Origin of the sequence: Actinosynnema sp. NPDC091369, from assembly GCF_044757065.1 — a bacterium.
In the GTDB taxonomy this organism is placed as follows: domain Bacteria; phylum Actinomycetota; class Actinomycetes; order Mycobacteriales; family Pseudonocardiaceae; genus Actinosynnema.
On sequence record NZ_JBIVUG010000003.1, the window covers coordinates 503,113 to 515,997 of the forward strand.

General features: G+C 71.8%; 14 protein-coding genes. 11 read left to right on the forward strand and 3 right to left on the reverse strand.

The window, feature by feature from the left end:
- Positions 1-8: 8 nt before the first annotated feature.
- Positions 9-827: a VOC family protein gene (locus ACIQMJ_RS14910; RefSeq protein ID WP_499761513.1), complete on the reverse strand. Its 819-nt coding sequence runs from the start codon at positions 825-827 to the stop codon at positions 9-11.
- A gap of 55 nt (positions 828-882) precedes the next feature.
- Between ACIQMJ_RS14910 and ACIQMJ_RS14915 the strand changes: the two genes are divergently transcribed.
- Both ACIQMJ_RS14915 and ACIQMJ_RS14920 read left to right on the forward strand, forming a co-directional pair.
- Positions 883-1,629 (forward strand): class I SAM-dependent methyltransferase, encoded by a 747-nt coding sequence (locus ACIQMJ_RS14915; RefSeq protein WP_499761514.1) that lies wholly within the window; start codon positions 883-885, stop codon positions 1,627-1,629.
- Between the two features lie 24 nt (positions 1,630-1,653).
- The gene (locus tag ACIQMJ_RS14920; RefSeq protein WP_499761515.1) at positions 1,654-2,637 is read left to right on the forward strand and encodes an aldo/keto reductase; all 984 of its coding nucleotides are present in this window, start codon (positions 1,654-1,656) and stop codon (positions 2,635-2,637) included.
- A gap of 1 nt (position 2,638) precedes the next feature.
- Here the strand turns inward: ACIQMJ_RS14920 and ACIQMJ_RS14925 are convergent, their stop codons facing one another.
- On the reverse strand, positions 2,639-3,292 hold the full coding sequence (locus ACIQMJ_RS14925; RefSeq protein WP_499761516.1) for a PadR family transcriptional regulator: 654 nt from the start codon (positions 3,290-3,292) through the stop codon (positions 2,639-2,641).
- 132 nt (positions 3,293-3,424) lie between these two features.
- Here ACIQMJ_RS14925 and rlmN point away from each other — a divergent pair, with 132 nt between their 5' ends.
- From rlmN to ACIQMJ_RS14945, 4 genes are all read left to right on the forward strand, one after another.
- Complete coding sequence (rlmN, locus tag ACIQMJ_RS14930) at positions 3,425-4,531, forward strand: dual-specificity RNA methyltransferase RlmN (RefSeq protein ID WP_499761517.1); 1,107 nt, start codon at positions 3,425-3,427, stop codon at positions 4,529-4,531.
- 145 nt (positions 4,532-4,676) lie between these two features.
- Positions 4,677-5,819, forward strand: a complete 1,143-nt coding sequence (locus ACIQMJ_RS14935; RefSeq protein WP_499761518.1) for a hypothetical protein — start codon at positions 4,677-4,679, stop codon at positions 5,817-5,819.
- Between the two features lie 328 nt (positions 5,820-6,147).
- Positions 6,148-6,510 (forward strand): hypothetical protein, encoded by a 363-nt coding sequence (locus ACIQMJ_RS14940; protein WP_499761519.1) that lies wholly within the window; start codon positions 6,148-6,150, stop codon positions 6,508-6,510.
- Entirely contained in the window at positions 6,507-6,662 is a 156-nt protein-coding gene (locus ACIQMJ_RS14945) for a hypothetical protein (RefSeq protein ID WP_499761841.1), read from the forward strand. The genes ACIQMJ_RS14940 and ACIQMJ_RS14945 overlap by 4 nt, the downstream gene beginning before the upstream one ends.
- Before the next feature lie 130 nt (positions 6,663-6,792).
- Here ACIQMJ_RS14945 and ACIQMJ_RS14950 read toward each other — a convergent pair whose 3' ends face one another.
- A complete protein-coding gene (locus ACIQMJ_RS14950) occupies positions 6,793-7,050 on the reverse strand; it encodes a DUF2631 domain-containing protein (protein ID WP_499761520.1) in 258 nt (85 codons plus the stop codon).
- A gap of 191 nt (positions 7,051-7,241) precedes the next feature.
- On the opposite strand from ACIQMJ_RS14950, the gene ACIQMJ_RS14955 reads away from it, so the two are divergent.
- The 5 genes from ACIQMJ_RS14955 to ACIQMJ_RS14975 are packed head-to-tail and all read left to right on the forward strand — an operon-like array spanning position 7,242 to position 12,885.
- A complete protein-coding gene (locus tag ACIQMJ_RS14955) occupies positions 7,242-8,402 on the forward strand; it encodes an ABC transporter ATP-binding protein (RefSeq protein ID WP_499761521.1) in 1,161 nt (386 codons plus the stop codon).
- Complete coding sequence (locus ACIQMJ_RS14960) at positions 8,395-9,549, forward strand: polyamine ABC transporter substrate-binding protein (RefSeq protein WP_499761522.1); 1,155 nt, start codon at positions 8,395-8,397, stop codon at positions 9,547-9,549. The genes ACIQMJ_RS14955 and ACIQMJ_RS14960 overlap by 8 nt, the downstream gene beginning before the upstream one ends.
- Positions 9,525-10,391, forward strand: coding sequence for an ABC transporter permease (locus tag ACIQMJ_RS14965; protein ID WP_499761523.1), 867 nt, complete (start codon positions 9,525-9,527; stop codon positions 10,389-10,391). The genes ACIQMJ_RS14960 and ACIQMJ_RS14965 overlap by 25 nt, the downstream gene beginning before the upstream one ends.
- Complete coding sequence (locus tag ACIQMJ_RS14970; RefSeq protein ID WP_499761524.1) at positions 10,388-11,224, forward strand: ABC transporter permease; 837 nt, start codon at positions 10,388-10,390, stop codon at positions 11,222-11,224. The genes ACIQMJ_RS14965 and ACIQMJ_RS14970 overlap by 4 nt, the downstream gene beginning before the upstream one ends.
- Before the next feature lie 20 nt (positions 11,225-11,244).
- Positions 11,245-12,885: a sensor histidine kinase gene (locus ACIQMJ_RS14975; protein ID WP_499761525.1), complete on the forward strand. Its 1,641-nt coding sequence runs from the start codon at positions 11,245-11,247 to the stop codon at positions 12,883-12,885.

Here is a 12,885-nt window from a genome sequence, read left to right on the forward strand (position 1 = left end):
TTGCCCGGCTAGTCGTCGTACGGGTCGTCCACGCGCGTCTCGGTGGCCTCTTCCTCCGACAGGGGAGTGGTCCGGGACGGGTCGATCACGGAGAACACCGCGCCCGCGTGGTCGGCGACGACCGTGATCCGGCCGAACGGCGTGTCGTACGGCTCCACGGTGACGCGCCCGCCCAGCTCCAGCACCCGGGTGGCGGCGGAGTCGGTGCCGATCTCCGGCGCGGCGGTGAAGTACACCATCCAGTGCGCCGGGGTGTCCGGCGTGAACGCCCGGCCCATCCGCTGACGGCCCAGCACCGTGTGGCCCTGCACGCCCCACAGCGTGTAGTCCACCGCCTGACCGTCACCGATCTGGGTGATCTCGTAGCCGCACAGCTCGCCGAAGAACTCGTCCGCGAGCTGGCCGTCACGCGTGTTCAGCTCGGCCCACGCGTACGCGCCGTGCCCGTCCGTGCCGAACACCCAATCGGGTGGAACGTGCCGGAAGCCGACCACCGCGCCGGTCGGGTCGGCGATCACGGTGACCGTGTCCGAGGGCTCGCCGAGCACCTCGCCGCCCAGCGCGAACGCCTTCTCGGCGGTGGCGCGGGCGTGGGGCGTGTTCAGGTACAGCGTCCACGCGCTCGGCTGGGCGGCGACCACCAGTTCGGCCACCGGCACGCCGTCCACCAGCGCGATCGCGTTGCCGGGCGCGTCGGCGAAGTTCCAGCCGAACAGCCCCGAGTAGAAGTCGACCGCGGCCGGGAGGTCGGTGGTCGCGATGTCGACCCAGCACGGTGCGCCGTGGTGCAGCTCGGCCAGGGCGGGAGAATTGGGGACGATCGACACCACGTACCTCCTGCGTGCTGGGTATTCGATCACGCTACGGCTCTAGAGTCGTCCCGTGAAGGGATTCGTCCGCGCCGCGTTGGCCGCCGTCCGGCCTGTCGACGTCCTGCCGAGCCCGAACATCTGGCGCTGGCCCGAGGTCTACGAGGTGGAGAACCGCGCGCAGGACGTGGACGGGGCCATCTGGGGCGCGCTGCGCGAGGAGTGCGACTGGACCGGGCGGGACGTCGTCGACGTCGGGTGCGGCGACGGGTTCCACCTGCCGGTGTTCGCGCGTGAGGCGCGTTCGGTGATCGGCGTCGAGCCGCACCCTCCGCTGGTGCAGCGCGCTCGGGCGCGGGTGGCGGACGTGCCGAACGCCGAGGCCGTGGCCGGGCCCGCGCAACGGCTGCCATTGCGTGACGCGACCGCGGACCTGGTGCACGCGCGGACGGCGTACTTCTTCGGTCCGGGCTGCGAACCGGGGCTGCGCGAGGCGGACCGGGTGCTGCGGCCGGGTGGAGCGCTGGCGATCGTGGACCTCGACGGGCTCGCCGAGCCGTACGGGCCGTGGCTGTGCGCCGACGAGCCGCGCTACAACCCGGTGGACGTGGAGCGGTTCTTCGCGGACCAGGGGTTCTCGTTGCGCCGGGTGCGCGCGCTGTGGCGGTTCGAACGCCGTGCGGACCTGGAGGCCGTGTTGCGCATCGAGTTCTCCGAGGGGGTCGCGGAGAAGGCCATCGCGCACACGCCCGGCCTGTCGTTCGAGGTCGGCTACCGCGTGCACGTGCGGCGCAAGCCCACCGGCATTGTGCTGCCTTGATAGCGCTCACATAGGATTCGGACCGTGGAGAACAGGAACGCGGGCAGGTTGGGTCGGCAGGTCGGCGTCGTGGGTCTGGGCTGCTGGCAGCTCGGCGCGGACTGGGGCCAGGTCGAGGAGTCCGACGCGCTGGCCGTGCTGCACGCGGCCGCCGACACCGGCGTGAACTTCTTCGACACCGCCGACGTCTACGGCGACGGCCGCAGCGAGACGTTGATCGGCAAGTTCCTCCGCGAGCGCGGCGACGCGGGCATCACGGTGGCCACCAAGATGGGCCGCCGGGTCGAGCAGACGCCGGAGAACTACACCCGCGAGAACTTCCTGGCCTGGAACGACCGGTCGCGCGCCAACCTCGGCGTGGACACGCTCGACCTGGTCCAGCTGCACTGCCCTCCGACCCCGGTCTACTCGACCGACGAGGTGTTCGACGCCCTGGACGAGATGGTCGAGGCCAAGCGGATCGCCGCGTACGGCGTGAGCGTGGAGACCGTCGAGGAAGCGCTGACCGCGATCGCCCGGCCGGGTGTCGCCAGCGTCCAGATCATCCTGAACGCGCTGCGGCTCAAGCCACTGGAGCGGGTGCTGCCCGCGGCGGCGGAAGCGGGCGTGGCGATCATCGCCCGCGTCCCGCTCGCCTCGGGCCTGCTGTCCGGCAAGTACACGGCGTCGACCACGTTCTCGGCCGACGACCACCGCAACTACAACCGCAACGGTGACGCGTTCGACGTCGGCGAGACGTTCTCCGGCGTGCCGTTCGAGGTGGGCCTGGAGGCGGTGGAGCGGCTGCGGCCGCACGTGCCCGCCGGCGCCACCATGGCGCAGTTCGCGCTGCGGTGGATCGTGGACCAGCCCGGTGTCACCGTGGTCATCCCAGGCGCGCGCAACGCCGAGCAGGCTCGGGCCAACTCGGCCGCCGCGGACCTCGCGCCGCTGCCGGCGCAGGCGCTGGACGAAGTGCGCGCGGTGTACGACTCGCTGATCCGGCCGCTGGTCCACGACCGCTGGTAGGTCACTCCTCCGGGTCGTCCTCCTCGACGTCGAGCTCGCCGAGGATCGCGTACAGCTTGCGGCGGGCCTCGCCGAGCACTTCGACGGCGCGGGCCTGCTGCTCGCGCGTGCCCGCGTGCGCCATCTGCTGCATGGCCGCGCCCAGGTGGCGTGCGGCCGTGCGCAGCTTCGCGGCGTGCGCGTCGAGGTCGTCGTTGACCTGCTGCCACGGCGGCGCGCCGTCGAGCTTGGCGGCCTCCTCCCGACCCGACTCGGTCAGCGTGAACAGCTTCTTGCCGCCCGCCTCCTCGGTGGAGGCGACGAGGCCCTCGTCGGCCAGCAGCTGGAGGGTCGGGTAGACCGAGCCGGGGCTGGGCCGCCAGAGGCCGTCGGTGCGGCGGCCGATCTCCTGGATCATCTCGTAGCCGTGCATGGGGCGTTCGGCGAGCAGCGTGATGACCGCCGCGCGGACGTTGCCCCGGCGCTGCCTGCCGCCGCGCCCCCGTCCCCGGCCGTGACCGCCGAAGCCGGGTGGCTCGGGTGGGAGCGGCGGGCCGGGGAACGGGCCGCCGCGGTCGAAGCCGCCGCCGCCGAACCCCCTTCGTGGATCTCCGAAACCGTGCTCGCGGTGGAGCCGGTGGTCGTGGTGCCGGTGTCCGTGTCCGTGGAAACGCATCTTCATGCTCCTTGTATCGATCGGTTGCGACGTGTCGACGATATATCGGAACGTATCGCGATGCAACGGTGATGGCGGTCGCAGTCGGCGTGGTCCTGTGCACTCCGCGCGCATGGGACACTGGAGGGCGCTATGACTGCCCTCCCCCTCGTCTTCGACGCGCCCAAGCGCGGCCTGCCGCCGCGCCACCTCGCCGACCTCTCCGCCGACCAGCGTCGAGAGGCGGTCGCCGCGCTCGGTGAGAAGCCGTTCCGCGCCGCGCAGCTGTCGAACCACTACTTCGGCCGGTTGACCGTCGACCCCGACGCCATGACCGACATCCCAGCCGCCACCAGGGAACGCCTGGTCAACGACCTGATGCCGCCGTTGTGGACGGAGCTGCGCAGCGTCGAGGCGGACGGCGGCACGACCCGCAAGACGTTGCTGCGCGCCCACGACGGCACGTTGGTCGAGAGCGTCCTGATGCGCTACCCGGACCGCGCCACGCTGTGCATCTCGTCGCAGGCGGGCTGCGGCATGGCGTGCCCGTTCTGCGCGACCGGACAGGGCGGCCTGACCCGGAACCTGTCCACGGCGGAGATCGTGGACCAGGTGCGGCGGGGCGCGGCGGCCATGCGCGACGGCGAGCTGCCCGGCGGCCCCGGACGGCTGTCGAACATCGTGTTCATGGGCATGGGCGAGCCGCTGGCCAACTACAAGCGCGTCGTGGAGGCGGTCCACCGGATCTGCGACCCGACGCCGGACGGGCTGGGCATCTCGCAGCGCTCGGTGACCGTGTCGACGGTGGGCCTGGTGCCCGCGATCCGGAAGCTGACCGAGGAGGACCTCCAGGTCCGGCTGGCCGTGTCGCTGCACACGCCGGACGACGAGCTGCGGGACACGCTGGTGCCGGTCAACACGCGGTGGAAGGTCGCCGAGGTCCTGGAAGCCGCCCGCGGCTACGCCGACCGCACGGGTCGCCGGGTGTCGATCGAGTACGCCCTGATCCGCGACGTCAACGACCAGCCGTGGCGCGCGGACATGCTGGGCAAGCTGCTGCGCCGGCACCTGGGCCAGCTGGTCCACGTCAACGTCATCCCGCTGAACCCGACGCCGGGCTCGAAGTGGGACGCGTCGCCGAAGCCGGTGGAGCGCGAGTTCGTGCGCCGGGTCAACGACCAGGGCGTCGCGTGCACCGTGCGCGACACGAGGGGCCAGGAGATCGCGGCGGCCTGCGGGCAGCTCGCGGCCGAGGGCTGATTTCCTCGATCGAGTGGTTTCGGGGGCCAGGAGACCTGGCTCTACCGGACAACTTTCCTGGTTGAGCCACTTTCTTCTCAGAGGAAAGTGGCTGCAGCGGGAAAGGTTTCTTGCTCACCGTAACTCGCTGTGACACCGTATGGCCATGAACGGTCCGACCGGGACAGGGCTCGAGCTCCTGCAACAAGGTCTTGACCACCTGGCCAACGTGCTCGAACCGAACGTACGGCTGGTGCCACGCCTGGACGTGGCGCGGTACGGCGGTGTGGACGCGATAGTCGACCTGCTGCCATCGGACGGTGGTGCCCCGGCGCAGTTGGCGGTCGAAGCCAAGACGAAGTTGACCCCACGCCAGGTGGAGGACCACCTGCTACCGCGTTCGGAGCTCATCAAACAGCTCTACGGCACGAACCTGCTGGTGTTGGCTCCCTGGCTGGCCCGGCGAACCCGCGAACTCCTGCGCGAGCACGAGATCGGCTACCTGGACCTGACGGGCAGTGTCGACCTCCGCGTCTCACGTCCCACGATCGTCATCCACACCGAGGGAGCGGCCAGAGAACCTCGTGGCGGTAACGCGTCGAGCGTCGGGAGCCCGACGCTGGCCGGGCCGCGAGCCGGCCGCTTGGTCCGCGCGCTCGTCGACCACTCGCCGCCATACCGCGCGACGCAGCTCTCGGAAGCGACCGGGCTGAGCCTTCCGTGGGTCTCCAAGCTGCTGGCGCAGCTCAACGACCAGCTGCTGATCCGTCGTGACGGCAGGGTCGTCGTGCACGTGGACTGGGCGGACCTCCTTCGCGCGCGCGCCGAGGCATATGGCCTGCTCCGGCACAATCCGTACGTTTCGTTCGTGGCACCCAACGGGATCCGACGGGTGCTGGACGACATGGCATCGGGCGTGCTCGGAACGTCCGGTGACGAGCCCGAGGTGATCGTCACCGGTCACTACGCGGCCAGTGCGGTAGCGCCATTGGCTTCGGGCGGTCAGTTGATGCTCTACGTCCGCGCCGGCCTGGACACGGTGGACGGGGTGGCGGACCGGTTGGGGCTGCTCCGTGTCGACGCCGACGCCGACGCCGACGTGCTCGTGCTGCAAGCACACGACGATGTCGTCTTCACCGGCCGGCGGGACGTCGGAGGTGTGCCGCACGTGGCGCTGAGCCAACTGGTCGTCGACTGCTTGGCAGGACCGGGCCGGTTGCCCGCCGAGGGGGAGGCGGTGCTGCGGTACATGACCGAACACGAGCACGAGTGGCGTGACACCGAACTGTCGCGCGTCGAACCCCGGTAGGAGTCGCAGTCCATGTCGAAAGCCCCGGATGGTGTTGATCCGGACCAGCTCAACATCACCGCTCGCACAGTGCTGCTCGACGGGTTGGAGGCGCTTGCACCGCACCGGGTCGCCATAACGGTGATCGGTGCTCAAGCGGTATACCTGCGCACGACCCAGGCGACGCTCCGGAGCGCCGCTTACACCTCGGACGGTGACCTGGCCCTGGACCCCGACCTCCTCGGGGACGAGCCGCTGATCAACGAGGCGTTGGCGGAAGCCGGATTCACACTGCGGGACCCGAACCAACCCGGCCTGTGGGTCAGGTCCGAGGTCATCGCCGATCAGCGTGGAGGTCCACGTCGCGGGTCCGGTGGCCCTGCTCGTGGCCAAGGCGTTCAAGATCAGGGACCGTCTCTCGGACGCGGCAGGAAATCGGCCCGACCGTCTCGTCAACAAGGATGCGGCCGACGTGCTGCGGATCATGATGTCGATTCGACCTGCGGAGGTCGTCGCCTCGTTCGCGGCCTTGATCCACGATCCCCGGGTCGGAGAGGTCGCGACCGAGGGCTTGGCGCTGCTGCGGGCGCAGTTCGGCGGCGCGGACACGCCGGGTGTGCGGATGGCCATCGAAGCGCTGGCCGGTGACCTGAACGCGGAGCGGATCCGAGCGCTGGCGCCTGCGTACGTCCGCAGCCTCGACGCGGTATGACGCGGCCGGCCTCCAGCGGCCGTTCCAGCCTCGCGGAGCTCGGGCAGCCGAAGCCGGTGGAGCGCGAGTTCGTGCGCAGGGTCAACGACCAGGGCGTCGCGTGCACCGTGCGCGACACGAGGGGCCAGGAGATCGCGGCGGCCTGCGGGTAGCTCGCGGCCGAGGGCTGACCGGTCGGTCACGCCGGGCGTTCGACGCAGCGCGTCACGAGCGCCCGGCGGTGACGGCGTGGCACCGGCCCGTCGCCGGGGCGAGCGGCCGGGTGGGTCGGCCGCGCGGGGCCTAGCGGCGCCAGGAGGTGCGGCTGCGGACCTGGTCCCAGATCAGCAGGGCGGCCATGGCGGTGCCCGTGGCGATCACCCAGATGTTCTCGGTGCGGCCGTGGTGGTTGCCGATCAGCAGGGCGAACACGCCCAGGGTGGAGAGCCAGCCGGCGATCTTGATGCCCTTGGGGAACGTGCCGTGCCAACCCCACTCGGCCGAAGGCTCCTCGTGGGGGTCGACCGACGGACGCTTGTCCAGTTCCGAGGACGAAGACACAGCCGCACGACCTTCCTGCCCGATCACGTTCATCAACGGCGTCATCGTCCCACACAGCCGCGCCACCCGAGACGTGAGGTGCGCGGCACCGCCGCGGCGTCTACCCTCGGCCCTCGCGCGTGTTCGCCGCGTGTTCGCCGCACCCCGCCAGGCCGGAACGGGCACCTCGACTGCCCAGAAGGGCGACGAGGTTGACCGAACAGCCGGTAGCGGGCTTCCACCCGGCCGAGGGCCGCACGCCCGACACCTCCGCCCCCGTCGAAGTCGGCCTGCACGGCGTCACCAAGCGCTTCTCCGACCAGACCGCCGTGGACGGCGTCACGTTGCGGATCCACGAAGGCGAGTTCTTCTCCGTCCTCGGCCCGTCCGGCTGCGGCAAGACGACGCTGCTGCGCATGATCGCCGGGTTCGAGGACCCGACGGCGGGCCGGATCGAGCTGGACGGCGTGGACGTGGTCGGCGTGCCGCCCTACCGGCGCGACGTGAACACCGTCTTCCAGTCGTACGCCCTGTTCCCGCACATGTCGGTGTGGGACAACGTCGCCTACGGCGTCAAGCGCAAGGGCGTGCGGGGCGCGCGGCTCAAGCAGGTGGTGGGCGAGCACCTGGAGCTGGTCCGCCTCGACCGGTACGCCAAGCGGCGGCCCGCGCAGCTCTCCGGCGGTCAGCAGCAGCGCGTCGCGATCGCCCGCGCCCTGGCCGCCGGGCCGCGGTTGCTGCTCCTGGACGAGCCGCTGGGCGCGCTGGACGCGGTGCTGCGCAAGGAGTTGCAGATCGAGCTGATGCGCATCCAGCGCGAGGTCGGCACCACGTTCCTCTACGTGACGCACGACCAGGAGGAGGCGCTGGTGCTGTCCCACCGCGTCGCGGTGATGAACGCGGGCCGGCTGGCGCAGGTCGGCTACCCGGAGGACGTCTACGAGCGCCCCGCCACCCGGTTCGTGGCCGGGTTCATCGGCACGTCCAACATCCTCGACGCCGACGTGTCCGGTGTGGACGCCGGGTGGGCGCTGCTCGACGCCCCCGGCGTCACGGGCCTGCGGGCTCCCCTGAACGGACGCGAGGTCCGCCACGGGCAGCGCGTCGCCGCGACCGTGCGCCCGGAGAAGGTGCACCTGCACGACCTCGACGACGAGCCGCCCGCGGGCTGGTGCGTGCTCACCGGCACCGTCCGCGACGTCGTCTACACGGGCGTGTCCACGCAGTACGTGGTGGACGTGCCGGGCGGGGCGGAACTGGTCGCGTTCGTCCAGAACACCCGCCGCGTCGCCGACGCGGGCTCGCCGGGGCAGCCCGTGCGGATGGCCTGGGACCCCGACTTCACCGTGCTGCTGGGGAGCGCCGATGACTGAGCAGAACCTCCGGATCGCCCGCCTCTGGGACACCGGCAACGCCCGGGTCACCCGCCGCGCGGTGCTGCGCTCGACCGCGTTCTTCGCCCTGGCCGCCACCGGGGCGTGCGGTGTCGGCGACGCGCCGTCGACCGGCACCAGCGGCGCGGCGCCCACCTCGAAGGCGAGGGCGACCAACGCGGTGGCCGAGCCGAAGCTGAACTTCTACAACTGGACCGACTACATCGCGCCCGCCACGCTGTCCGGCTTCAAGGACGCCACGGGCATCGACGTCACCTACGACAACTTCAGCTCCAACGACGAGATGGAAGCCAAGATCGCCTCCGGCGCGGCCGGGTACGACCTGGTGGTGCCCAGCGACAACTTCCTGCGCCGGTTCCTGCGCTCCGGGCTGCTCACCCCGCTGGACCACGACCTGCTGCCGAACCTGAAGAACCTGGACCGGCGGTTCACCGAGGCCGACTACGACCCGGGCAACGCCTACTCGGTGCCGTGGGCCTGGGGCACGACCGGCCTGGCGTACTCGACGTCGCAGCTCGGCGACGTGATCGGGTTCTCGGCCTTCGACCTGGCCGCCGCGCAGGGCCGCAGCACGATCCTGGACGAGGCCCGCGACGCGCTGGCGCTCGGCCTGCTCAAGCTCGGCCACGACCCGAACACCACCGACGGGAAGCAGCTCGCCGAGGCCGTCACCGTCCTGCTGGAGCTGAAGAAGAAGCTCGGCCAGATCACCTCGGACGTGATCGAGCCGCTGACCTCCGGCCAGGTGCCGCTGGCGCAGGCGTACTCCGGCGACGCGTTCCAGGCCCGTGCGGCGAACGAGGACCTGGCCTACGCCATCCCGACCGAGGGCGGCCTGACCTACGTCGACCTGCTGTGCGTGCCGAAGGACGCGCCGCACGCGGAGAACGCGCACCGGTTCGTCGACCACGTGCTGGAGCCGTCGGTCGGCGCGGCGCTGGCCAACGCCATCCGGTACGGCAGCCCCAACGAGGCCGCGAAGCCCCTGATCGACCCCGAGCTGCTCAACGACCCGCTGGTGTACCCGCCGGCCGAGCTGCTGGCCAAGCTGCCGTTCACCAAGGACCTCGGCGCGGACGTGGAGGCCCGCTACGCCGACGCGTGGACCAGGGTCAAGACCGGCTGATGGCCCGGCCGCGGTGGCTGGTCGCCACCGGTCTGCTCGCGCCGACCGGGGTGTGGCTCGGCCTGTTCCTGCTCGCGCCGCTGGCGCTGGTGGTGCAGTTCAGCTTCGCCACCCGCGACACCGGCGTGGCGCGCGCCGTGCTGCCGTGGACGCTCCGGGCGTACGCGACCGCGCTGGACCCGGCGTTCCTGCCGATCTTCGGCCGCACGCTGGCGTACGCGGGCGTCACCACGGCGTTGTGCCTGATCCTGGGCTTCCCGCTGGCCTGGTTCATCGCCCGGCACAGCGGGCGGTACCGGACCGCGCTGCTGGCGGCGGTGCTGGTGCCGTTCTGGTCGAGCTACCTGGCGCGGATCTACGCGTGGAAGGCGCTGCTGGACGGTGACGGGCTGGTCAACCGGCTGCTGGGAGCAGTGGGGCTGGGCCGTGACGGCGGGTTCCTGCTGACGCACGGCGCGGTGGTGGTGGGGCTGACGTACGGCTTCCTGCCGTTCATGGTGCTGCCGCTGTACGTGGCGTGCGAGCGGTTCGACCACCGGCAGGTGGAGGCGTCCTACGACCTGGGGCACGGTCGGGCGTCGACGTTCCTCCGGGTGGTGCTGCCGGGCGTGTTCCCGGGTGTGCTGGCCGGGTCGTTGCTGGTGTTCGTGCCGGCGGCGGGTGATTTCGTCACGCCCAAGCTGCTGGGCGGGGTGGACCAGTCGACGTTCGGCAGCGTGATCGACGACCAGTTCCGCGGCGGCAACAACTGGCCACTGGGCTCGGCGATGGCGGTGGTGCTGCTGGTCTTGGTGGCGGTCGTGCTGGTGGCGCGCGGCCGACGCGGCGAGGACGTGCTGTGAACCGCCGCCCGTGGGCGCTGGGCGCGGTCGCCGCGCTGGTGTTCGCGTTCCTCTACGCGCCGATCGCGTGGCTCGCGCTGGTGTCGTTCAACGACTCGCGGTCGCTGAGCCGGGTGACCGGGCTGTCGCTGCGCTGGTACGGCGAGCTGGTGCGGGACGGGCGCGTGCTCGACGCGCTCGGGCTGAGCCTGCGGCTGGCGGCGGCGAGCGCGGTCGTCGCCACGGCCGTCGGCACGCTCGCCGCGTTCGGCCTGCGCCGCGCGTTCCCCGGCAGGGGCGCGTGGACGGTGCTGCTGAGCTTGCCGCTGGTGGTGCCCGAGGTGGTGCTGGGCGTGGCGCTGCTCGGGTTCTGCGTGAAGCTCGCGGGCATCCCGCTCGGGTTCGGCGCGCTGCTGGCCGCGCACGTCGCGTTCTCGCTCAGCTTCGTGGTGGTCGTGGTGCGGGCCCGGCTGGCGGGCACGGACCACCGCCTCGAAGAGGCCGCCGCGGACCTCGGCGCGAGCCCGCTGGTGGCGTTCCGCACGGTCACGCTGCCGCTGGTGGCGCCCGCGGTGGCGGCCGGCGCGGCGTTCGCGTTCCTGCTGTCGTTCGACGACGTGGTGACGTCGAGCTACCTGACCGGTGTCGGCTCGACCACGCTGCCGGTGTTCGTCTACGCCCAGGCCGGTCGCCGGGGCGTGTCGCCGGAGATCGTCGCGCTGTCGACGGCGATGGTGGCGGTGAGCGCGGCCCTGCTGGTCGCGGGCGTGCTCGTGGTCGCCTGGCGCGCCCGCCGCGCGTCAACTTTCGTCGGGGGTGGTCGAGACCAAGGAACGCGGCACGCGGTCGGGTAGGTCTCCTACCGTGGTGCCCTGTGACGTCTGTCGTTCAGCGGCTCCGGCCCGACCTGCCGGACCTGCGGGAGGCGCCCGCCGCGTTCCTGCGCGACCACGCCGAACGCCTCGGCCGGGTCACGCCGTGGCGCGTGGGGCGCGAGGTGCTGGCCGTCCTGGTGTTCCTCGGCCTGGACGTGTTCCCCGGCTGGATCTCGGGCGACTGGCGGGCGTCCGGCTGGACGATGATCGCCCTGGGCGCCGGGTACGTGCTGATCTACCTGAGCCGGCTGCTGTTCCCGGCGCTGGCCCTGCTGACGGCCACGTGGGTCGTCTTCAGCGCCGAGCACGGCGGGATCGCGCTGGTGGTCATGCTGTCCTACGCGGCCGGTTACCGGATCGCGCCGTGGCAGCGCTCGCTGCTCACCGCCGTCCTCGCGCTCGCCCTGCACATGTTCGCGTGGGGCGTGTCCACGCCGGGCCTGTCCGGGCCGTTCGGCCAGTGGGTGATGCTGACCGTCTACTGCATGGTGGTGGCGCTGCCGTACCTGGTCGGCCGGTACGCGGCGCAGCGCAACGCGCTGGTCGCGGCCCTCCAGGAGCGCGAGGAACGGGTGGTGCGCGAGCGGCGGATGGTGTCGCGGCAGGTGCGGCTGCGCGAGCGCAACCGGATCGCCCAGGACATGCACGACAGCCTCGGCCACCGGCTCAGCCTCATCTCCGTGCACGCGGGCGCGCTGGCCATGGACAGCGGCCTCGGCGAGCGCCAGCGCGAGGCGGTGCAGGTGCTGCGCAGCGCGGCCCTCACCGCGATGGAGGAGCTGCGCGGCGTCATCGGCGTGCTGCGGCGCGACGAGGGGCCGGAAGAGGACCAGGTGCGCCGGACCGTGGACGCGATCGACGAGCTGGTCGACGGCGCGCGGCGAGCCGGCGTGCGGGTCAGCCTGGTCCGCGGCGGCCAGCCCGTGCCGCTGCCGGTGAAGGTCAGCCACGCCGCGTACCGCATCGCCCAGGAGGGGCTGACCAACGCCAACAAGCACGCGCCGGGCGCGAGCGTGCAGGTGACCGTGAAGTACGAGCCGGACGCGCTGGTGGTGGAGGTGCGCAACAACCCGCCCCGGGCCAAGCTGCCCAGCGGCGGCGGTTTCGGCCTGGTCGGGTTGGGTGAACGGGTGCGGCTGGCGGGCGGCATGCTGCACGTCGGCGAGCTGCCGGCCGGTGGGTTCCGGATCGCGGCCGTGCTGCCCTACGAGGACACCGCCGCGGCGGACGACGAGCCGTCGGACGACCCGGTGGACGTCGAGGCGCCCGCCAAGCCGACCGGGATACGCAAGTGGGCGGGCGTGGGCTCGATCGTGCTCGCCGGGATCGTGGTGCTGGTGGTCGTCGGCGGCTACACGTGGATAGGGTCGCAGCCCATCACCAAGGTGGTGTCCGAGGAGCTGTACGACTCGGTGTCGGTCGGGCAGCCGGAGGCCGAGGTGATGGCGAAGCTCCCGGGCGGCGCCGAGCCGCCGCTGGGTGACATCAAGTCCGACTCCGAGCCCGAGCCCGCCGGGGCGACGTGCCAGTACCGCGTGGCCGACGTGCAGACCTACTCCTCGCGGGCGACGAAGATCGTGCGGTTCTGCTTCGCGGGCGGCAAGCTCGTGGAGAAGAAAACCCACCTCCAGGGGATGTGA

Coding starts and splice junctions, on each gene's coding strand:
- ACIQMJ_RS14925 (WP_499761516.1), bottom strand. CDS start 3,292: ATGCGTTTCCACGGACACGGACACCGGCACCACGACCACCGGCTCCAC.
- rlmN (WP_499761517.1), top strand. CDS start 3,425: ATGACTGCCCTCCCCCTCGTCTTCGACGCGCCCAAGCGCGGCCTGCCG.
- ACIQMJ_RS14935 (WP_499761518.1), top strand. CDS start 4,677: ATGAACGGTCCGACCGGGACAGGGCTCGAGCTCCTGCAACAAGGTCTT.
- ACIQMJ_RS14945 (WP_499761841.1), top strand. CDS start 6,507: ATGACGCGGCCGGCCTCCAGCGGCCGTTCCAGCCTCGCGGAGCTCGGG.
- ACIQMJ_RS14960 (WP_499761522.1), top strand. CDS start 8,395: ATGACTGAGCAGAACCTCCGGATCGCCCGCCTCTGGGACACCGGCAAC.